Genomic DNA, 19,988 nt, shown 5'->3' with positions numbered 1-19,988 from the left:
CAGCCCGACCAACATGTCGAGCTGCTTTTGCCAACTTAAATATCCATTGAATGAATGTTCTCCGCTTTCATAAAGGCGGAAATCTTTTGTACGCCGCGCATGACTTCGGCGTAGTTCTCCGGCGTCAGGGACTGGGGTCCATCAGACAATGCCTTGGCCGGGTTCGGATGCACTTCCATCATGAGCCCGTCTGCACCGGCGGCAATGGCGGCAAAGGCCATGGGTTTCACCATTCTCCATTTGCCCGTACCATGGCTGGGATCCACGATGATCGGCAGGTGGGACAGGTGCTTGACTGCCGCCACTGCACTCAGATCCAGGGTATTGCGGGTATAAGTCTCATAGGTGCGGATACCGCGCTCGCAGAGCACCACATTGGGATTGCCGGCATTCATGATATATTCGGCAGCATTGAGCCATTCATCAATCGTTGCCGCCAGACCGCGCTTTAGGAGCACCGGTTTGCCGCATTTGCCGACTTCCTTCAAAAGGCCGAAATTCTGCATGTTGCGGGCGCCGATCTGCAGCATATCCGCATATTCCACCACGCCCTCGATGGCCTCCACCGTCGTTACCTCCGTAACCACCCGCAGGCCGGTGCGCTCGCGGGCTTCGGCCAGATACTTGAGGCCCTCGATTTCCAGCCCCTGGAACGCATAGGGAGATGTGCGCGGCTTATAGGCACCGCCGCGCAGGAACTGAGCGCCGGCCTTTTTCACGATTTCGGCAGCCTCGAACAGCTGTTCCTTGGACTCCACAGCGCAGGGGCCAGCCATGACCACCGGCGTGCCATCGCCAATCTTGACACCGGCTACATCTATCACGCTGCTCTGGGGATGGAATTCCCGGCTGGCCAACTTGTAGCTCTTAGAAATCTCCACGCTCTTTTCCACGCCATCCATCGCATCGATGGGCACCGTAGCCAGTCTTGCCTTATCGCCGATAACCCCGACGATCTTCTGCTGGCTGCCCTCCATCACCTTGGCCTGCAGGCCTGCGCCCTCAATGACCGCGATGACTTCCTGGATGTCTTCTGCCGTAGCATCCACATTCATGATAATAACCATAGTTCCATCCCCTTCTATATAAAAAGACTTATTTAACCTGTATAACCGGATACGTACCGAGGTTTCTGAGCCAGATACTCTTCTCTGCCACCGCCGCCAGCGACTCATCAAGCTGCGGCGAATCCACATATTCCAGGTCGAAAAAGAAGATATAGGCCCCGAGCTCCGTACGGGCCGGCCGCGATTCGATACGCGTCATATTGATGCCCCGCTGGGCAAATTCCTTGAGCACATCGAAGAGGGCACCGGCCTGCTGACCATCAATCTGGCAGATGACGAGCAATTTTTCCTTGGGCAGGAATTCCAGTACTTCCCTTCCCACCTGAAAGAACCGCGTGCAGTTGGCCGCACTGTCCTGGATCTCCTTGGCGATGGGAATCAGCCCCAGAAGCTCACCGGCCCGCGCCGTGGCAATGGCCGCGCAATTGTCGTCTTCCGAATCAGCCACGATTTCCGCCGCCCGGGCCGTGCTGGACACCTTGATGAGCTCCGCCTGCGGATAATGGGCCTGCAAGAAGGCCCGGCATTGGGAAATGGGCTGGGCATGGGAATAAATCCTCTTTATCTCGCCCTTGCGCTTAGCTAAAAGCTGATTATGCACCGGCCAGATCAGCTCCCGCCAGACATGAAGCCCGTCACTGCGGGCCAGCGTGTCCAGAGAGATATTGATGGCTCCCTCCAGCGAGTTTTCCACCGGCACCAATGCCGAATCCACCTCACCATTCTCCACTGCCTGCAGGCAGTCGAAGATATCGGCAAACAATACCAGCTTGTAATCTTCGTGGCAGTGTTTTTTCAGATAGACCGCTGCCGCCTCACTATGGGTTCCCGCGGGGCCTAGCACCCCCATGGTCTTTGCCATGCACATCCCCCTCACAAGAAAAGCCCCGTCCTTGAATCTAATGGACGAGGCTCTCAATACCTGTTTCCGCTTCAAATTGTTATTATCATAGCACAAATGATAACAATTAACAAGCATTTTCGCAAAATAAGTTACACTTTGTCTTTTGCAAACAAACTTCTGTGTATAATTATTGAGAAATTATGGTAATTGCTCCCACAGGGCAATCACCTGCCGCCTGCTGCGCATCCTCTACAGACTCCGCCGGCAGTTCCTGATAACCTTCCGCCAGACCATCCCCCCCCAGACGGAATCCCTCCGGACAGCTGCCCACACACATGCCGCAGGCCACACAAAGCGCTTTATCCACATAGCCTTTCATAAAAAGCCCTCCCAAAATAAACACATGCTTCATATAACACACAAGTCAAGTTTAGCAGATAAAGCAGCCCTGCTCTGTAATATCCGTTACAAAATCAGATCCTTACCTCAAATCGCTGCTCCTCATCCTGCGACTGCTTGCGCTTGGGCAGCGGCTTCAGCGTTTTTGCCTTTTCCGGCGGCAGCTCTGCTGTTACCTGCTCCCGGTATTGTCGTGCCGCATGGGGAGGCGGCGACGGATTCACCGGGATACGACCTGCCTTTTCCAATCTCGCTCTGGCCTCTTCCCGTGCCTGCCTCATTTCCGCCCGCAAGGCTTTCTCTTCATCATGAGCAAGTTTTTCCAACACCTCATCCGGCGTCAGGCCACGAAGTTCCGCAAAAGTCTCCACCTGCTCCCGGCTGCGTGCCGCTCTGCCTGCACCTTTTCCCGGCACGGCCGCAGGAACTGCGGCGCCATCAATATCGGCCATACTCAGGGAACTTTTCCGTCCCTGTTTGCGCATCAGTACCTTGCGGATACCAAACCAAACCACCAGGGCCATAAGGATCAGCACTGCCCCCCAGAATACCGCACCATGGGAAGCGAACTGCCCCCAGCTGTTGTCCTGCGCCATCTGGGTTTGCGTTTCCTTCTGTGTCTGCGCCTTGGCATCAGCCAAAGCCTCCTGCCGGGGATTTTCCTGATTCAGCCCATTCTGAGCAGGAACCACTACCCTCTGCGGCTGCTGGTTTTCCTGAGACGCCCCGCCGCTGGCATCCACGCTTTTCTGCGGCTTCGCCGCCTTTTCCGGTTTGGACTGCGTCGTCTTGGACAATGCCCCATCCCCCCGGGCCACAGACTGACGCGCCTGATCCTCCACCCGCTCATCATGGGTCTGCTGTTTGTCATGGGGTACATTCGTTTCCTGCGCCGTGCCGCCATTTTCCAGCTTCACCCCCGGCACAGATGGCGGCGTAGGCGGTGTCGGTGCCGCCGGAGCCTTCACAGCCATAAAATCCCCTCCCCCGTTTTGTTTCTATCCATATTATAGCTTATTTCCGTGGTGGTTTACATCGATATTTTGTTGTTCATACGTCCTGGCGGCGGGAGGCAGGGGATTGCACGCTTCGCTATGCCTTCTTCCCCAGCCAATGCCGTCAGGCGCGGCCAGCCTGCTATCCTAAGCGGAACGTTTGACTTTTAGCATCAAGAAAAGGCTTTATTTGCGGCAATGGGAAAATCTGCTGTCTGAGCGAAGCGAGTTTAGAGTTTCCCATTGCAAAAAGCAAATAAAGCCTTTTTAGCCTAAAGTCAAAATACAGCGTGGACAACAGGCTGACCACGCCGCCTTGCGCCACGAACCCAATCGTGCATACTATTAAAGCAAATGTGCCCGCAGTTCCTCACCGGACTTAGCCGACAGATAGCTCGGCGCAATATCCAGTACCGTCTTGCAGCCCGTCACGCCCTCTTTGGCCAGACGATAAGCCGCCCGCGCATAGCACACCAGCACGCTGGTGGTGAACTCCGGATTGGAATCCAGGTCGAGCTTGAACTCAATCACATGCTTGTGCTCACCATCATGCCCCGTAACGCCGCTGCGGATCACCGAACCACCATGGGGCAGGCCCTTGTGGTCACGATCCAGCTCTTCCTGGCTGATGAAATGCACTGTCGTATCGTATTCATCGAAATAGTTGGGCATGGTCTTGATTTCCTGCTCAACCTTGGCCGCATCGGCGCCTTCCTCCAGCACCACATAGCACTCGCGGGTATGCTTCTCCCGCGTCGTAAGCTCCGGATTCTCACCGGCACGCACAGCAGCCAGCGCCTTTTCCACCGGCACCGTATACTGACGGGCATCCGCTACGCCCTCAACGCGGCGGATGGCATCGGAATGACCCTGGGAAACACCACGGCCCCAGAAGGTATAATCCTTGCCCTGGGGCAGGATGGCATTGCTGTAGACACGGGCCAAAGAGAACAGTCCCGGGTCCCAGCCCACGGAAATGATGCCCACATGACCATTTTCCTTGGCAGCCTTATCCACATTGGCAAAATGCTCCGGAATCCGCGCATGGGTGTCAAAGCTATCCACTACATTGAAGAGCTTGGCATAATGAGGCGTCTGTACCGGCAGATCTGTGGCACTGCCGCCGCAGAGGATCATGACATCGATCTTGTCTTCCCACTCTTCCACATCACTGACATTCACCACCGGCACACCCGGAGTCTTGATGGTCAAAAGCGCCGGATCGCGGCGGGTAAACACCGCCACCAGTTCCAAATCATCATTGGCCTTCACCGCGCACTCCACGCCCCGACCCAGATTGCCATAACCTAAAATACCGATACGGATACTCATAATCTGCCTTCTTTCCATATGTTCAGAAATGAAATCGCTACCTTCTTACTATACCATATTTCTGGCTGGAATAAAACTTGACCTTTACACTCATATGATTATTATGTTATAATATTTGTTGTTCAGTTATGAACATATGGAGAGGTGTCCGAGTGGTCGAAGGTGCTTGACTCGAAATCAAGTGTGGTTAATAGCCACCGTGGGTTCGAATCCCACCCTCTCTGCCAGTGAAATCAAGGGCTCGCGCGTTTGCGCGGGCTTTTTCTTGCGAATAAAAAGGGACGATCAGGCAGTTATTTCTGCGCTGGTCGTCCCTTTTTCATTCTATGCGATATGATTTTGTCTTGTCACATTTCCGGCAGTTTTCAATGATCAGCCGGGCGCAAACCGTGCAGGAGCTTGGCTTTCACTACCCGGCGTACCGATTCGTTCAGGCGCATCTCGCTGATCTTCCCGTTTTGCACTGCTTCATAGATGCCCATATAGACGTCTTCGGCGTGCTGGTATTCATGGCAGACCAGCACGATATCACAGCCGGCAAGGATGGCCTCCACGCCCACCTGACGGAAGGAGCGATGATTGGCAATGGCGCCCATTTCCAGATCATCGGTAATGACAAGGCCCTGATAGCCCATCTCCTGCCGCAGCAGATCCGTGATGATTTTCCTGGACAGACTAGCGGGATTGTCCTTGTCAAAGGCAGGATAGTTCAGATGTCCCACCATCACCATATAGTCAAGATCCTTACCTTTGCCGGTATCATTGATCATCTCCCGGAAAGGCACCAGATCCACCTTGCGCAGTTCGCTTTCCCCAGCCTCAATGGAGGAGATTTCCTTATGGGAATCCACCAGCCCGCGGCCGATCCCGGGGAAATGTTTCAGGGCATAGACCATGCCGCTCTCTTTATACCCCTCGCCTGCCGCCTGCACAAATTTCAGAGTTTCATAAGGCTCCTTGCTGTAGGAACGGCCGTCAGCCGCTCCCACATCCGCCACAGGGGCAAAATTCACATTGATGCCCATTTCCTTCAGCTCGGCTGCCGTGGATTTGGCCAGCTTCTGCGCCTGCTGTGGCTCGCCTTGTTTTCCCACGGCTTCCTGGGAGGGGGGTGGGGTGATGAAATCCTTGCCGCGCACCACCCGGCCGCCTTCTTCGTCTATGCCCACAAAGAGCGGCAGCTTCTCATCAGCTCCGGCCTGCAGATCCTGCACCAGCGCCTTGGTCTGGGCCTTGCTCTCAAGATTGCGGTCAAAGAGAATGATGCCGCCATAATGGAACTGATGCAGCACATACAGGGCATCTTCATTGGCCTCAGTTCCCTGCACGCCAATCACCATCAATTGGCCGATTTTTTCTGTGGTGGACATGGAGGAAACAATCTCCTCCACCTGTTCATCAATGGTCAGCGGGCGCTTTGTCTCCTGCCCTGTCAGCGCTTCCTTTGTCTTCTCTACGGCCGCAGGCACCTGGGGGAACAGGCGGGAAGCAAAAAGTCCGCCCCCCAGCACTGCCAGCAGGAATACCAGAACGACAGCCGCCATCAGCCTCCGCTTCAACATCTTATCCATGGACTCTCCTCAAATCTTCTTGTTTTTTGATAACATCTCAGTAATGAATTCCCAGGAGTTCCGCATCGCTGACAATGGCGTCCGTGAGGCGCTGCTGGAAGTCCTGCATGGTGATCAGGCCGTCTTCATTGGCATGGATATTCTGCAGATGCAATGGCACTGCCTCCGGGGGATTGACAGCGGTCAGGGGTTCTGCCTTGGCCAGCTGGTCGCTCTTGGGATAGACCAGTTTCAGATTGATAAAGCTTTCCCCAGTCTTGTCCTCCCACTCCTCCACCACGATCTTGCAGCCGATGGGTGCTTCCTGCTCGATGGTTTCCGGCAAGGGCGTGTCCTTTACCTCCATGGCCCCCATGACGGAGGCAATATTGGTATCGTGGCCGCAGAGAAAGGTGAACTTACGCTGACGGGTGTTAAGTTCCTCCTGTATCACGGAGAGCAGGGGACGGGAAAGGGCCCGGGAGAGAGCCGGCACATGGCGGTAGAGATGGATGCCCCAATCCTTTACCGCGGCGATTTCCTGCCACTCCTTGAAGCTCAGCTGATGGCCAAAGGCTGCCTGATCCGGCCCCAGCTCATAATACTGCAAGGTCAGCGCATCACAGGCCTTCATTAGGGGGCGGAAGCTCTTGCTGATATGCAGGCGGTCATCCACCGACACCGTGACATCGGTGGTATCTACAACCGGCCGGTCCAGCACCTTGGCCGCAATCCCGATCCCCGGCGTGATATCCTGCAGCAGCTTGCGGCTGCCCCCCAATGCCTCTACGGCTGCCAAATTGTCTGCCGCAAAGGCCTCCTTATGCCCCTCTGTTCCCGGCAGGAAGGTGGGATCTGCATCCCCCACATTGCCCCGGTAGTCCACTTTCGCCTCTACCCCAGGGAAAAATCCCTTGGCAAAATTCTGGGCGGTGGCAATGGTGCGTTGGAAACCATTGGCCGTAAAGCGGATATCCCGGCTTTCCGGCAAGTATTCCGGCGAAAACAGGCCTTCCTGTTCCAGATACTGCCGGAAATAACGTCCCATATATTCTTCCATCTGCGCCCCTCTGGGGGTAAGCTCCCCGGCGGCCACGCCAAAATCATGCCAGGCATGATCCGTAACCTCGTTCAATGAGGATTCCGGCCCGAAAAAGGGGGCGCGGATATTGTGACGGGACAGGACAATCACCTGCACCAGCCTGTATTTCGCATGGAAATCATCCTGGGGCACGGCCTGGGCCAATTGGGCAAAAGCCAGACACAGCAGCGTCACCAGCCCCAATATTATCTTATGTATTCTCATCGCCTTTACCTCCACATAACAAAAGCAGCCCCCGCAGGGGCTGTATCTCAGTAGCTGGGATGCTGCTTTACATAGTCCACCGGACGGCTCCAATCCACATGCACCTTCGTGGCATTCCACAGTCTCGTCAGGGCCAGTTTGAAGCTCTTGACATCGGCCAGGGGCTCTACTTCCTCGGCGGTGAAGTCCATGAGGGTTTCATGGGGCACCTTGATGCTGTGTTTTTCCGCCAGATATTTTTCCGTCAGGCTCTTGGCCTCATCATTCTTGATATTGACTACAGCAGATCTGCTGTCCCCATCATAATCGATCCAACCTAAATCATGGCCGAAACTGATGGCCACGCTGAATTTATTTTCCATGATCGTTTCTCCTTTAAAACAACGTTCTCTACACCTAATTATATATGATTTAGCCCGTAATGACAATTATTTTGCGGATATGAGCAAATTAAATAAATATTTTCAAAAGTTTGTATTTGTCAAGTCTTGCACTTGTATTTTTTTTGTGCTACTATACTTACAAAGAAGGATCAGCCTGGGGTGTGCGCGGGCTTTTGGAATGTCCAACCTACATTTTTTACAGGGAGCCTGATTTGATTCTGGTGGAAGTTCGCCTCGGCGTCATGCGGAAGCCAGACTTAGGGCACCCACCTGCTAGTCGCAGGTTTTGGGCATTTAAAGCAGCGGCAGTTTGGACCCCTTCTTTGAAAAGGGATTGCTATCCATGGGTGGCAGTCCCTTTTCACGTTGTGTAAATTTATATCAATTCACATAAGGGCGCAGGTTGATGGCCACCTCGTTGATGTGGGTGATGCGGGGCTCTTTGGAAAGCGGTGCCTGCATGCCTGCAGCCGCCCTGGGATCATCGACAATTTCGATATTATCCAGCATCTGCCGCATCTGGCCGCGGATGCCCTCTAAATATATTTCCCGCAGATTCTTCTGCTCTTTCTTCTCTTCCTCCGTCAGCCCCGTAGAACGCTGCTTGCGGGACAGTTCGTTGATGCGGGTGATCAGTTCCTTCGTTATCATAAAAGCCTCTCTTTCTATTCACGAATAAGCATAATGAAGATATTATAACGCCTTTGCGCGATATTTTCCATAAAAATATTTTGCCTCTCCCTCATTGCCAAATGTCCTTTCCATTTAGTATAATTATACATGGTTGTACAACCAAACAACTGTATAGGGGGTTCGGACGTTTTGGAACCAGGCATTAGTTTTTCGGCTTTGGAGGAAGATATATTCCTGCTGAAGCAAGCCACAGATGCAACGCTCTCAGACACGATTGGTCTGGGGCAGCAAATGCAAGAAGCGTTTGAACGGCACTCCGTAAGTGCCCTGAGCTCGCAAGTGCTGTGGAAAGCCTTGCAGCCGCAGGACTAACGGACTGCAAAAAGGGACTGTGTATGCACACAGTCCCTTTCCTGTATATTTAATCATCTTTCGTCCGGTTCGCCACTACCACAAAGGGCGCGTAAATCAAAATATCCACCAACAGCCATACCAGCTGCAAAACACCGCCGGACAGGGAGCCCGTGCCGATGATGCCGCCGAAGACAGGCGGCATGGTCCAGGGCACCAGATACTTGAAGATGGGCACCAGCTCCAAGGACAGAGCCAGCCAGCCAATCACCGTGTTCACCATGGGAGCCAGCACATAGGGGATCAGCAGCAGGGGATTGAGGACGATGGGCAGGCCGAAATAAAGGGGCTCCTGAATGTTGAAGAACAGCGCCGGAAAGCCCACCTTGGCCACCGCCCGCCAGCTCTCCTTCCGGGAAAAGATCAGCACTGCCAGCAGCAGGGCCAGCACATGCAGGAGCCCCGCTTCAAAGAAGCCATTGGAGATGATATAGGCTCCATCCCCCGACTGATTGGCCAGCTGGGCCGGCACATACACCATATTCTGGATCACGGAGGTCACATTATGGCCGTGGATTCCCAGCCACCAGAGCAGCCAGGTCATACCCTGGAAGAGCAGGGCAAAGCCCAGCCCCTGGGAAAAGCCCATGAGCGGTGCCTGGATCAACGCGTAGATCAGTTCGTTCAGGGAAGTGGTGCCCAGGAAATCCATCTGCGCCAGGAACAGGGCGAAGAGAGCAAAGCACCAAAAGGTGATGAGCATGGGCAGCAGGCAGGCAAAGGATTTTGCTACCGTCTGGGGCACGGAAGCAGGCATGTCGATGCGGAGATTTCCGTTTTTCGCCAGCCGGATAAAAAGCCAGGCCGCACCTGTCGCCACCAAAAGAGCCGTCAGCACCGCCCGGTTGCCCAGATATTGCAGGTCCAGCCCCGCCGTGCCGCCAACGGCCTGGGGCGTAACGATGATGAAAGCCCCCAGCGCCGTCAAGGCGGTGATAAAGGGATCTCCCTGCCAGATAACCCCCAGCCGGTATCCCAGGGACGCCACCAGCAGCAGGGACATCAGGCCAAAGCCGACGTTGACCACGCTGTCGCAAAGGCCCTGGATCATCAGCAGGGACCGAACAAAATCACATTTCTTATAGGCTTCGTCAGCGGGATTGAGCCCGGTAATGGCCTGTCCCAGATTCAGCCCGTTATCTCCCATCACCGTCCCCCAGGGATCCAGCACCACCCACTGGGCAATGCCGAAGAACGATGCTACCAGGATAAAGGGCAGCAAAATGGCAAAAGCCTCCCGCATGGCCTGCAGATAGCGGATCTCCGATATGCGCATGGCCATGGGCAGCAGGATCTCTGCCAGAAAAGAAATCGCACGGTTCATAGGCTCCCCCCAAAAAACAGTCTCCTTTACCATAATATTATAACGGCATTCCGCCATAAAGAAAAGGACTGTGAACACTCACAGTCCTTAAATATACACATCAAGCCTCTTTGGGGCGACGCTTCAGCTGCCCGGCCAGAATCAGGCCAAAGAGCACCAGACCAATGGCATCTGTTGCCAATCCCGGCTGGATCATCAGCAGGCCAGCCACCACGAGGATCAGCCGTTCCACCGTCCGGCAGTCAACAGCCAGATAGCCGATCAGCGCCGAGCTGATGGCCACCATGCCGCCCAAAGCCGTGATCGTGGAAAGCAGCAGTTCCGGCACTGTGCCGCTCATCATCAACAGCACCGGTGACATCACGAAGATATAGGGAATGATGAAAGCCGCAATGGCCAGCTTCGAAGCATTGACACCAGTCTTCAATGCGTTGCCGCCACTGATGCCGGAACCCGCATAAGCCGCCAAAGCCACCGGCGGGGTGACGTCGGCGATGATGCCGAAATAGAATACGAACATATGAGCCGCCAGCACTGGCACACCCATCTGCACCAGGGCCGGTGCCGCAATGGTGGAGGTGATGACGTAGTTGGCCGTTGTGGGCACGCCCATACCCAGCAGGATGGCCGTGATCATCGTGAAGAACATGGTGGGCAGCAGCAGTCCGCCGGACAAGGTCAGCAGGCCGGAAGCCAGCTTCAGCCCCACGCCTGTTTTCGTCACTACGCCGATAATGATACCGGCCGCCGCACAGGCCACCAGCACGCCCAGGACATTCTTCGCACCCTTTTCCAGCCCCCGCACGATCTCAATGGGCTGCATGCGGGTGGATTTCCTGAGGGCCGAGCAAAGGATGGCCAGCACGATGGCCACCAGCGCCGCCCGCATTGGGGTATAACCGGAAACCAGCAGATAGACGATGATGACCAGCGGCAGAGCCAGATGCCCGCGCTCCTTCAGCAGGGTGAAGAAATGGGGCAACTGATCCTTGGGCAGGCCTTTGAGCTTGCCCCGCTTGGCTTCGAAATGCACCCCCAGCCATACACCGGCAAAGTAGAGCAGGGCAGGTACTACAGCCGCCTTGACGATATCGATATAGGGAACCCCCACGAACTCCGCCATCAGGAAGGCTGCGGCGCCCATGACCGGCGGCATCAGCTGTCCGCCGGTGGAAGCTGCTGCCTCCACGGCCCCGGCAAAGTTCTTATGATAGCCCAGTTTCTTCATCATGGGAATGGTAAGGGACCCTGTCCCCACCACGTTGGCCACCGAGCTGCCGGACACCGTGCCCATGAGCCCCGAGGACAGAACCGCCACTTTTGCCGGGCCGCCGCTGGCCCAGCCGGCAATGGAGTTGGCCAGATCGATGAAGAATTTCCCCAGCCCCGTGGACTCAAGATAAGCACCGAACAGGATAAACAGGAAGATGAAGGTGGAGGATACCCCCAAAGGAATGCCGAAGACACCTTCTGTCGTGTAGAAGAGATGGCCGACCAGCTGGGAAAGCGTCAATCCTCTGTGCGCTAAAACCCCCGGCATATACGGCCCCGCAAAGGCATAGGCCAGGAAGGCCAGCACCACGCAGACCATGGGCACGCCCACCACGCGGCGGGCCGCTTCAATCACCAGCAAAATGCCGGTAAGGCCAATGATGAGGTCCATATCCGAGACCACGCCGGCCCGCATGACCAGATGCTGGTATTCATAGACGATATAACCCGGTGCTGCCGCCCCCAGGATGGCCAGCACCAGATCCAGCGGATGGAGTTTATGCCGGGACCAGCTTTTCCGCGTGGGATAGAGCAGATACACCAGCGCCAGGCCAAAGCCCAAATGGATGCCGCGCTGCAGCTGGGCATCCAGCACTCCGAAGGTGGCCGTATAGAGCTGGAACACAGAAAAGGCGATGGCGATGAAGGCTACGATCTTTGCCATAACCCCCGTATATTCCATGGTGTCTGACTCTTTGTCAAACTCCTTCAGCACGGCCTCTGCCCGTTTCGCATCATGTTCATTCATTCATAACCAATCCTTTCCATAAAGGCATCAGCTCCACCGATACCAAAGTTCCTGGTTCATATTCCTTATACAGGGGAAAGCTCCGTCCCCCCAGCTTCATGCTGAGCTCCGTGCCTACACCGACGCGGAAATCCAGCCGGGGATAGCTGCGGTTCTGCCCCCGCAGCCAGAAATGATCCCCCTCCTGCACGAACTCGCCCTCCGTCTCATCAAAGGGCAAACCTACGCCGAAGGACTGGTATTTCGTGGCCTTGAGCACGAAATGCTGCCGCTCCTCGTCCACGGCCAGAAATTCCTCCACCGGCGTCTTCTGCACCGAATGGATGAAGCGCAGGGACAGGGGAAAACCTGCTGCCGCCTCGCCTAAGTAAAGGCGCTGGCCTCCAGCCCACATGACGACACATGGCAGGGTAAGTATCTGCCACAAGGCCAGAATCAGTCCTAATCCACATAGCAAAAACTCTTTTTGCAAGAATATCACCTTTCAAAAAAGGGCTGTCACACGCCGTGCAACAGCCCCCAACTAACACTGTTTACTCTTTGAAGAACTTCTCAGCCCCTGCATTGACAGGCAAGGACATACCTTCGAGCGCTTTCTCCTTCAGGATAGCCTTGGCAGCAGAATGAGCGGCATGGAGACGATCCAGGTTCTTGAACAGCGCCTTGGTGATCTCATAACCCAGCTTGTCATCCACCTTGTCATTGGCTACCAGCATAGCCATCACGGATACTGCCGGCACATCTTCATCGAAGCCTGCATAGGTGCCAGCCGGAATCTTGGTCTTGGTGTAGAACGGATATTTCGCGATCAGCGCATCAGCCTTGTCGGCATCTACCGGCAGCAGGCGGACTTTGTGCTGGGAAGCGATATCCTGTACGGCAGAGGTCGGATAACCGGCCGTCAGGAAAGCCGCGTCGATGTTGCCATCTTTAAGGGCGCTGGCTGCTTCCGCAAAGGACAGGTACTGTACCTGGATGTCATTATAGGTAATGCCATAAGCTTCCATGATCTGACGGGCATTGGCTTCCACGCCGGAACCCATGGCCCCTACAGCGACCTTCTTGCCCTTGAGGTCAGCAATGGATTTGATGCCGCTGCTGTCCAAGGTTACGGCCTGACAGGTTTCCGGATAGAGGGTGGCAATACCCTTGAGGCCATCCACTTTCTTATCCTTGAACATTTCCGTGCCGTTCACGGCATAATAGGTGATATCATTCTGAACGATAGCCAAGTCCACAGAACCATCCTTCAGCATATTAATATTGGCCACCGATGCCCCGGTGCTCTGAGCACTGGCATTCATGCCCGGGATATCCTTATTGAGGATTTCCGCCATGGCACCGCCGATGGGGTAATATGTACCTGCCGTACCACCGGTACCGATGTTCAGAAACTTCTTCTCGGCGGCATTGTCCCCACCGCAGCCGGTAAACACCGCCGCCAGCGCCACAACTGCCAGCCCTGCCACCAGGGCTTTCTTCAAGCTTGCAAATCTCATTCTTACCCCTCCTATTGTGTCAATTGACCGATAAATTAAAACAAATCTTTCATATCTCATATACCATTATAGCATAGAGAGTATACACTGACAAGTCGCTTCGAGCAAAAAGTACACATTTTGTAATGTATGTATGTATACATTGCACAAATAAACAACAACTTCAAAAGCATCCATTCAGCACGCAGGCAAAAAAATATCCCCCGGATGCAGGATAACCTTGCTTCCGAGGAACAACGTAAAATTCTATTCAATTATGATGATCTCTAAATCGCGCCGCCCGAACTGCAGGGCTTCCTCATGGGTGTCAAAGGCCACATCGATGCGATGTCCTTTGATATCACCGCCGACATCTTCCGCCACGGCCTGGCCATAGCCCGGAATGAACACCTTTGTCCCCAGCGGGATCACAGCGGGATCTACGGCAATGACGCCCCTGCGCACCAATGTGCCGCTGGCGGTGCGGCTGCCATTGCCGGGATCGTAGGCACTATAGCCGGTAGCTGATACATATATAGCCCGGCCACCAGAGACAACGCCTCCATCACGCTCCTCCGTCTCAGCCTCTGCTGCCGGTTCTTCAGCGCTCTCATAAGTCTCGCCGCCGGAAAGGTAGTAATAGGTACCGTCACCGCAGACACCATCCACGGTCAGGCCCCGGAATTCCTGAAATTTCTCGATGGCGGCCACGGTCAGGGGGCCGCAGTCCCCGTCGGCTTCGCCTTCGAGAAAGCCCTGTTCGATCAGAAGTTCCTGGACATGGCGTACCGCCTCACCGCTGGAACCTTCCTTCACCAATATGGATGCTGCCGCCGGGGCAGCCATAAAACACATACATACCAAAGTAAATAACACTAACAAGAACATCTGCTTCCGCAATAAAACCACCTCACTAGCATTTCCATCCACTTCATCGGTATACATACTCTTTATTTTAGCAAACTTCGTGAGTTTTCGTCAAACGAAGCGCAAGTCTTTCGTTTTCAACAGATAAAAGAAAAAGCGCCGCTTTCGCGACGCTGTGCCTTTCAAGTGGTGGGCAGGGATGGATTCGAACCATCGTAATCCGAAGATGACAGATTTACAGTCTGTTGCCTTTAACCACTCGGCCACCTACCCATAAAATGGTGACCCAGGAGGGACTCGAACCCCCGACCCTTTGATTCGTAGTCAAATACTCTAATCCAACTGAGCTACTGAGTCATGTATATTGAAGTTCTTTGTAAATGGTGGGCCCACTTGGACTCGAACCAAGGACCGACCGGTTATGAGCCGGTTGCTCTAACCAACTGAGCTATAGGCCCAAATTTTACTCAAAACTTGCAAACAATATGGAGCGGAAAACGAGACTCGAACTCGCGACCCCCACCTTGGCAAGGTGGTGCTCTACCAACTGAGCTATTTCCGCATTATGGAGCGGAAAACGAGACTCGAACTCGCGACCCCCACCTTGGCAAGGTGGTGCTCTACCAACTGAGCTATTTCCGCATTTGCTTTTCTCAGGAGCGATTCAGAAGTTTTTCTGTGTCTCGCTGACTGACAAAAACTATTATACGCATATCCATATCATCTGTCAACACCTTTTTTATATTTTTTTTAAGTTTTTTTAAAAAAGATGTTTTAACCCTCACCAGGTCCTTGATGCCACTTGCTTACCAGCTGTTCGGCCCGCTGTCGTATATAGACGGTAAGTTCCTCTCTGGCAGCCGACTGAGCTTCCTGCCCTGCCGGTTTGCCCGGCATAATGCCGCAATCCTTGAGCTGGGCTTCCAGCTTCTGCAGGGAGGCCTCGGGGTTCAGGTACCACTGGCTGCCCCGCACCCGCAGGAAGGTCCAGCCCAAGCGTTCCAATACCGCCTGATTGTAACGGAGGCTGGCTGCCTCCTTGATGCTGTCCACCCAATGCTCACCATCACAGGCAATGATCACCCGCTTATCCCCATATTGTGCCACCACGGGCACAGTCAGGCTGCCCACGGCCATATTCTGGTGTACCTCATAACCTTTTTCCTGCAGGCTGCGGGTAACCGTAAGTTCCAAAGAGGTGGGCTGCTTATCCTCCCCCTCGGGATTCATCTGGGAACTGCCATCGTATTCCAGCAGATTCCGGCGCAGATCCCCCTCTTTCAGGTCATCCCGCTCCATGGAATGGAAGATCCAGAGCTGATCCCGGGCCCGGCTGACGGCTACATTATAGCGTTTGGCCGTATCGCCGGCATGGCCTTCCCCTACCAGCCGCATCTGTTTGCCGGCTTCGAGGCTGTCGCGGCTGTCTACCAGGGACAGGAACACCACATCCCGCTCGTCCCCCTGGAAATCCGCCGGACTGCCGCAGAGGAAATCGCAGGCCTCCAAAGAGGTGATGCCGATTTCCTTGGCGGCCAGTTCCCGAATGAGCTTCGACTGATCCTCTCCCAGCAGGGAAATGGCACCAAAACGTTTTCCTTTGTAAGCTGGCTCCTCCAGGCAGGCCTGCAGGGTGGCCACGATGTATTCGGCCTCCATCAGATTCTGCTTTTTCCCCGGTTCCCGGATACCGCTGACCTTCACCTGTACCCAGGGCTGCAGGCTGCGGCCCGACTCCCGCAAGGGACGGATGCGGCCATCATAGGCCAGCTGGTTGGAAAAGCCGATGATCTCCGGCACGCAGCGGAAATGCTCTGTGAGCATTCGGGCGGCAAAATTCATCTGAGCGATATCGTAAAGGGAAGTATCCATGGTATAGAGGGAGGCATGCTGGATGACGCCCTCGATGGTGGTGCTTTGCAGATGGGTGATCTCTGCTGCCGTAACACCTACGGCGGCAGGGCTCACCTGCTTGTCATCGCCGACGATGATGACCCTCCGCCCCAGATAGAGCAGGGGCAGCGCCGTGATATCGGCCTGGCTGGCCTCATCGATCAGGATGATGTCAAATTTCGGACTGTCCGGGCTCACATTCTGCCATACCCGGGAAAGGGGCATGATCCAGGCCGGTACAGCTCCCTGGGCCTCCAGCATGCAGGCCTTGGCTTCCTTGATATGACGGGCCGCATAACGGCCCTTGCCCTTGCCCAGCTTCTGCACGGCCTTGCTCCAGCCCACCAGGCTGGCCTGCAGGCCAGTGCCGGACACATTTTCCAGCAAATGCTGCCAGGCAGAGGTTTCCGCCAAATTCGTGGTAACCTCCGTCAACCGCAGGGACAGTTCCTTGATCTCCCCCTCCAGTTCCTGAGGATCATCCTGTGACAGCTGGGCCAGCTCCTGGCTGAACTGGGCATAGAGCCAGGCATCCTCGATCTGCAGGGGCAGCTGGCGCGCCCCATCCGTGCCTTCCTGTCGCTCAATTCTGGCCGCCCACTGAGGTGCCAGTTCCGCCAATTTTGCTAAGAGCTCCTGCCTCCGGTCATAAACCGGCAGGAGTTTTTCATAGCGGGCCAGCTTCTCATAGGCGGCGGCATAAGCCTCACTGTCGCCATTGGCCAACGCACTCCGGAACTGACGGGCCAGCTGGCCATCAGCCGCCTCGAGAGCCGCCTTTGTTTCCCGCAGGCTGTCGGCAGACTCCTGCCGGGCTGCCTGCATCAGCAAGAGCTTCTGCCAGCGGGGGAAGTCCTGTTTGAGCCAGTTAAGCTGCGCCTTCATCTCTCCATGGGGGGTGGCGTAGTGATTCCGGGAATAAGTGAGATCCAGCTTGACACCGGCCTGACGCCAGAGCAGCCGCAGCTCACCCCAGATATTCTCCTGCCAATGGAGGTAGACTTCCACCTCCCGCCAGCGGGCGCTCAGAAGATCATCCGTATCATCCCCCTGTGCCTGCAGTTCCTCATAAGTTACCATGCCATAGGGCTCCAACAGCTGCTGCCACTTCACGGCCGCTTCCCGGCGCGCCTGATGCAGGGAGGCATACTGCATGGCCAGCTGACACTCCCGACGGCTGGAAATAGCGTGCCCATCAATGGCAAAAGCCTGCTGCAATGCCTGCCATTCACGATGGAACAGGCGGTCCCACCAGGTAAGCTTTCCATGGGCATCAAAGGCCGCCGCCATCTCCGCCAGAGCCTGGATCATTTCCTGATTAGGTTCCTGCTGTCCCTTATATTGGAAGTCAAGGCCAAAGAACTGCGTCATATTATGCTGTTTGATCTGCTGCACCCGCTCAATGGCCGCCCCCAGCATCTGCCACATTTCCAGATGGGCGCCCCCCAGTTTGCCGGCCAGGATGGCCTCCTGGGCCCATTTTTTCTCCAGCCGGTCAAAGTCGATCTGCCCATAAAGGGCATCCGCTTCCTGCAGCCGCTGGAGGGAAAGTTCCTGCGCCACCTGCTGTCCTTTTTTCCAGAGGCAGCCGGCTTCGTCCACCGTCACCTCCGATAGTCCCGCCAACAGTTCCGCCCGCCGGCTGGCTTCCGCCGCCGAAAGTTCCAGAAGTTTTCCGGCCTCTTCCGGCTGCAGCAGCTGCCCGCGCACAGGCAGGTCTGCTGCAATCTCCTGCAGGGCTTCTGCGTCCAGCAGGCCATTGCTCTGATAGAGTTCCGCCAGTTCCGCCTGTGTCAGCGGCAAAGTCCCCTCCGCCACCGGTCCGGGCACCACACCGGCCAGATCTGCATGGTCATGGATAAAGGCCGCCATGCGGGAAAGGGACCAGGCCTTGCCCCCCAGCACGAAATAATCCCGCTTGGCCTCATAGCGCTGCATATCCGCCAGCACCTGACGTTTTTCCGCCAGGGCCTGCAAAAGCTGCTGACGTTCCTGCTGCAGTTCCTTCGCCCGCCCAGCGAGCTCTTCCTCATTGCTGTGGGCCAGCCGCTCGCAGATGCCCTTGACCGACCGTTCCATATCCCCCTTGCTCCCGTCGATCAGGGACACGCAGAGATCCTGAATGCCCGCGGGAAGTTTTTCCTTCAGCACAGACAGGGCCTTGTTGGTGGCACTGGTGACCAGCACATGCTGCCCCTGGGCCAGGAAATGCCCCAGGAGGTTCGCAATGGTATGCGTCTTGCCCGTCCCCGGCGGGCCCTGTACCACCACTGCCGGGGAGGCGGCAATCTTCCGGGCAATGCCCAGCTGCTCGGCGTTGGCCGCCTTGGTCAGCAGGATATCCGCTGCCTCCCCCCGGATATCCGCCAGATCCACAGTCAGGGGCTCAGCCTGCTCCTTTGCTGCCTCTGCATCGACAATCCGCAGCAGGGATTCCGGCACATCCCCTTCCCGCTCGATGCGGGCCATCATGGCGGCAATGGACTGCTCCGTCCCCGGCCGTACCTTCCGCAGGAACAGCACCGGCCGGTCATAGGTCAGATACCAATCCGTGGGCAGCACATCAAAGCGGTTGGCCGCATAACGGCAATTGGGTGTCAGGGCCGTTGCCGTATTGGCCAGAAAGGCCCCCATATTATCCGCCCAGGGATCCATATTCCCCACATCCAGGGCCTCAGCGAAGGCACGGACGCCCTCAGGCTCCACGCCGGGCATATCCTGGAACATATCCACATAGAGTTCCGTGGGATACTCCGACTCCAACAGCTGCATCCTGCCCTTGTTGTCATAGTGCAGGTGCACCCGCTTCAGGATGATGGGGTGATTGATGGCCGAATCCAGCCCGCTCAGAAAAAAGCCATTGCCCGCCACCAGCTCCAGCCGTTCCGGCTCCTTGCGCAATCTGTCGTAAAGCTCATAAAGCTCCATAAAGAGCTCCTGGGTGCGGCTCTTGACCATTTCCCCGGCCCGCCAGAGGGTGCGCTGCCGCTTCCACTTCTCCAATGCCGCCAGGCGCACACCGGAATCCACGAAGCGCTCCGTCACGTCCCCTAACCGCTCATCATGGCGCAGGCGTTCCTCCCGCACCTCGATATCCACCACCGCAAAATCCCGCCAATTGGGCGTGCGTATCCACCCCACCAGATCGAAGGGCAGCTCCGGGCAGGGCAGGAATTCCGGCTTGTCCACTTCCAGCAGGACCTCTTCCTGCCCCTCCATCCGGGGCAGCACCCGGATGCGTTTCGGATCCACCGGCAGCTCATCCAGGAACAGACTCCACTCCTGATCCTTGATATTGCGCTGCAGGCTCTGCCGCAGGGAAGCCACCTTGCGGATATAATCAAACAGTTTCAGTACCTTTTTCTGGTTATCCATAAAGACCTCAAAATACACACATAATCCAAAGTTATCCACAAAACTATCCACTAATCCACACTTTTGGGGATAAACCTGTGGATAACCTGTGTTTTCAAACAACTCCTCTGC

At 55.7% G+C, this 19,988-nt stretch carries 16 protein-coding genes, 6 tRNA genes and 1 other RNA gene; 3 read left to right on the top strand and 20 right to left on the bottom strand.

Annotation, left to right across the window (positions count from 1 at the left end; translation table 11 throughout):
* Positions 1–35: 35 nt before the first annotated feature.
* From aroF to SELR_RS01785, 5 genes are all read right to left on the bottom strand, one after another.
* Positions 36–1,067 carry a 3-deoxy-7-phosphoheptulonate synthase gene (gene aroF / locus SELR_RS01805; RefSeq protein WP_014423487.1) on the bottom strand — a complete coding sequence of 344 codons (1,032 nt, stop codon included), beginning with the start codon at positions 1,065–1,067 and terminating at the stop codon, positions 36–38.
* Positions 1,068–1,095: 28 nt separating this feature from the next.
* Positions 1,096–1,929, bottom strand: coding sequence for a prephenate dehydratase (gene pheA, locus SELR_RS01800; RefSeq protein ID WP_014423486.1), 834 nt, complete (start codon positions 1,927–1,929; stop codon positions 1,096–1,098).
* A gap of 169 nt (positions 1,930–2,098) precedes the next feature.
* Positions 2,099–2,290 (bottom strand): ferredoxin, encoded by a 192-nt coding sequence (locus SELR_RS01795; protein WP_014423485.1) that lies wholly within the window; start codon positions 2,288–2,290, stop codon positions 2,099–2,101.
* Between the two features lie 94 nt (positions 2,291–2,384).
* Complete coding sequence (locus SELR_RS01790) at positions 2,385–3,284, bottom strand: hypothetical protein (RefSeq protein ID WP_014423484.1); 900 nt, start codon at positions 3,282–3,284, stop codon at positions 2,385–2,387.
* A 366-nt stretch (positions 3,285–3,650) separates the two neighbouring features.
* The gene (locus tag SELR_RS01785; protein ID WP_014423483.1) at positions 3,651–4,637 is read right to left on the bottom strand and encodes a diaminopimelate dehydrogenase; all 987 of its coding nucleotides are present in this window, start codon (positions 4,635–4,637) and stop codon (positions 3,651–3,653) included.
* 138 nt (positions 4,638–4,775) lie between these two features.
* Here SELR_RS01785 and SELR_RS01780 point away from each other — a divergent pair.
* Positions 4,776–4,864, top strand: a tRNA-Ser gene (locus SELR_RS01780).
* Positions 4,865–5,002: 138 nt separating this feature from the next.
* On the opposite strand, the gene SELR_RS01775 is transcribed toward SELR_RS01780, so the two are convergent.
* The 3 genes from SELR_RS01775 to SELR_RS01765 are packed head-to-tail and all read right to left on the bottom strand — an operon-like array spanning position 5,003 to position 7,855.
* A complete protein-coding gene (locus SELR_RS01775) occupies positions 5,003–6,208 on the bottom strand; it encodes a glycoside hydrolase family 3 N-terminal domain-containing protein (RefSeq protein ID WP_014423482.1) in 1,206 nt (401 codons plus the stop codon).
* Between the two features lie 37 nt (positions 6,209–6,245).
* Entirely contained in the window at positions 6,246–7,493 is a 1,248-nt protein-coding gene (locus tag SELR_RS01770; RefSeq protein ID WP_014423481.1) for a histidine-type phosphatase, read from the bottom strand.
* 47 nt (positions 7,494–7,540) lie between these two features.
* The gene (locus tag SELR_RS01765) at positions 7,541–7,855 is read right to left on the bottom strand and encodes a hypothetical protein (protein ID WP_014423480.1); all 315 of its coding nucleotides are present in this window, start codon (positions 7,853–7,855) and stop codon (positions 7,541–7,543) included.
* A gap of 169 nt (positions 7,856–8,024) precedes the next feature.
* On the opposite strand from SELR_RS01765, the gene ssrS reads away from it, so the two are divergent.
* A non-coding RNA gene (gene ssrS / locus SELR_RS18105) (6S RNA) lies at positions 8,025–8,197 on the top strand.
* 60 nt (positions 8,198–8,257) lie between these two features.
* Here ssrS and SELR_RS01760 read toward each other — a convergent pair.
* A complete protein-coding gene (locus tag SELR_RS01760; protein WP_014423479.1) occupies positions 8,258–8,527 on the bottom strand; it encodes a DUF896 domain-containing protein in 270 nt (89 codons plus the stop codon).
* A gap of 171 nt (positions 8,528–8,698) precedes the next feature.
* On the opposite strand from SELR_RS01760, the gene SELR_RS01755 reads away from it, so the two are divergent.
* Complete coding sequence (locus SELR_RS01755) at positions 8,699–8,881, top strand: hypothetical protein (protein WP_014423477.1); 183 nt, start codon at positions 8,699–8,701, stop codon at positions 8,879–8,881.
* A gap of 49 nt (positions 8,882–8,930) precedes the next feature.
* Here SELR_RS01755 and SELR_RS01750 read toward each other — a convergent pair whose 3' ends face one another.
* From SELR_RS01750 to SELR_RS01700, 11 genes are all read right to left on the bottom strand, one after another.
* Positions 8,931–10,244 carry a PTS sugar transporter subunit IIC gene (locus SELR_RS01750; protein ID WP_041914507.1) on the bottom strand — a complete coding sequence of 438 codons (1,314 nt, stop codon included), beginning with the start codon at positions 10,242–10,244 and terminating at the stop codon, positions 8,931–8,933.
* Positions 10,245–10,344: 100 nt separating this feature from the next.
* Complete coding sequence (locus SELR_RS01745; RefSeq protein WP_014423475.1) at positions 10,345–12,264, bottom strand: TRAP transporter permease; 1,920 nt, start codon at positions 12,262–12,264, stop codon at positions 10,345–10,347.
* Positions 12,257–12,736 carry a DUF1850 domain-containing protein gene (locus SELR_RS01740; RefSeq protein ID WP_014423474.1) on the bottom strand — a complete coding sequence of 160 codons (480 nt, stop codon included), beginning with the start codon at positions 12,734–12,736 and terminating at the stop codon, positions 12,257–12,259. The genes SELR_RS01745 and SELR_RS01740 overlap by 8 nt, the downstream gene beginning before the upstream one ends.
* A gap of 61 nt (positions 12,737–12,797) precedes the next feature.
* Positions 12,798–13,763, bottom strand: a complete 966-nt coding sequence (locus tag SELR_RS01735) for a TAXI family TRAP transporter solute-binding subunit (protein ID WP_014423473.1) — start codon at positions 13,761–13,763, stop codon at positions 12,798–12,800.
* 246 nt (positions 13,764–14,009) lie between these two features.
* Positions 14,010–14,630 carry a 3D domain-containing protein gene (locus SELR_RS01730; protein WP_014423472.1) on the bottom strand — a complete coding sequence of 207 codons (621 nt, stop codon included), beginning with the start codon at positions 14,628–14,630 and terminating at the stop codon, positions 14,010–14,012.
* Between the two features lie 166 nt (positions 14,631–14,796).
* Positions 14,797–14,882 (bottom strand) — tRNA-Tyr (locus SELR_RS01725).
* Between the two features lie 6 nt (positions 14,883–14,888).
* Positions 14,889–14,966: transfer RNA gene (locus SELR_RS01720), tRNA-Arg, on the bottom strand.
* Between the two features lie 24 nt (positions 14,967–14,990).
* Positions 14,991–15,067: transfer RNA gene (locus SELR_RS01715), tRNA-Ile, on the bottom strand.
* 28 nt (positions 15,068–15,095) lie between these two features.
* A tRNA-Gly gene (locus tag SELR_RS01710) sits at positions 15,096–15,171 on the bottom strand.
* Positions 15,172–15,175: 4 nt separating this feature from the next.
* Positions 15,176–15,251, bottom strand: a tRNA-Gly gene (locus SELR_RS01705).
* A 132-nt stretch (positions 15,252–15,383) separates the two neighbouring features.
* The gene (locus tag SELR_RS01700; RefSeq protein ID WP_014423471.1) at positions 15,384–19,877 is read right to left on the bottom strand and encodes an AAA domain-containing protein; all 4,494 of its coding nucleotides are present in this window, start codon (positions 19,875–19,877) and stop codon (positions 15,384–15,386) included.
* Positions 19,878–19,988 lie beyond the last annotated feature (111 nt).

Origin of the sequence: Selenomonas ruminantium subsp. lactilytica TAM6421 (assembly GCF_000284095.1) — a bacterium.
GTDB classification, from domain to species: Bacteria; Bacillota; Negativicutes; order Selenomonadales; family Selenomonadaceae; genus Selenomonas_A; species Selenomonas_A lactilytica.
The sequence above is the reverse complement of the archived record's forward strand: the minus strand, read 5'-3'. Positions and strand labels throughout refer to the sequence as shown.

Bases quoted from the DNA above. Each gene is read 5' to 3' on its own strand.
- aroF (WP_014423487.1), bottom strand. From the start codon at position 1,067: ATGGTTATTATCATGAATGTGGATGCTACGGCAGAAGACATCCAGGAA.
- pheA (WP_014423486.1), bottom strand. From the start codon at position 1,929: ATGGCAAAGACCATGGGGGTGCTAGGCCCCGCGGGAACCCATAGTGAG.
- SELR_RS01795 (WP_014423485.1), bottom strand. From the start codon at position 2,290: ATGAAAGGCTATGTGGATAAAGCGCTTTGTGTGGCCTGCGGCATGTGT.
- SELR_RS01790 (WP_014423484.1), bottom strand. From the start codon at position 3,284: ATGGCTGTGAAGGCTCCGGCGGCACCGACACCGCCTACGCCGCCATCT.
- SELR_RS01785 (WP_014423483.1), bottom strand. From the start codon at position 4,637: ATGAGTATCCGTATCGGTATTTTAGGTTATGGCAATCTGGGTCGGGGC.
- SELR_RS01775 (WP_014423482.1), bottom strand. From the start codon at position 6,208: ATGGATAAGATGTTGAAGCGGAGGCTGATGGCGGCTGTCGTTCTGGTA.
- SELR_RS01770 (WP_014423481.1), bottom strand. From the start codon at position 7,493: ATGAGAATACATAAGATAATATTGGGGCTGGTGACGCTGCTGTGTCTG.
- SELR_RS01765 (WP_014423480.1), bottom strand. From the start codon at position 7,855: ATGGAAAATAAATTCAGCGTGGCCATCAGTTTCGGCCATGATTTAGGT.
- SELR_RS01760 (WP_014423479.1), bottom strand. From the start codon at position 8,527: ATGATAACGAAGGAACTGATCACCCGCATCAACGAACTGTCCCGCAAG.
- SELR_RS01750 (WP_041914507.1), bottom strand. From the start codon at position 10,244: ATGAACCGTGCGATTTCTTTTCTGGCAGAGATCCTGCTGCCCATGGCC.
- SELR_RS01745 (WP_014423475.1), bottom strand. From the start codon at position 12,264: ATGAATGAACATGATGCGAAACGGGCAGAGGCCGTGCTGAAGGAGTTT.
- SELR_RS01735 (WP_014423473.1), bottom strand. From the start codon at position 13,763: ATGAGATTTGCAAGCTTGAAGAAAGCCCTGGTGGCAGGGCTGGCAGTT.
- SELR_RS01730 (WP_014423472.1), bottom strand. From the start codon at position 14,630: ATGTTCTTGTTAGTGTTATTTACTTTGGTATGTATGTGTTTTATGGCT.
- SELR_RS01700 (WP_014423471.1), bottom strand. From the start codon at position 19,877: ATGGATAACCAGAAAAAGGTACTGAAACTGTTTGATTATATCCGCAAG.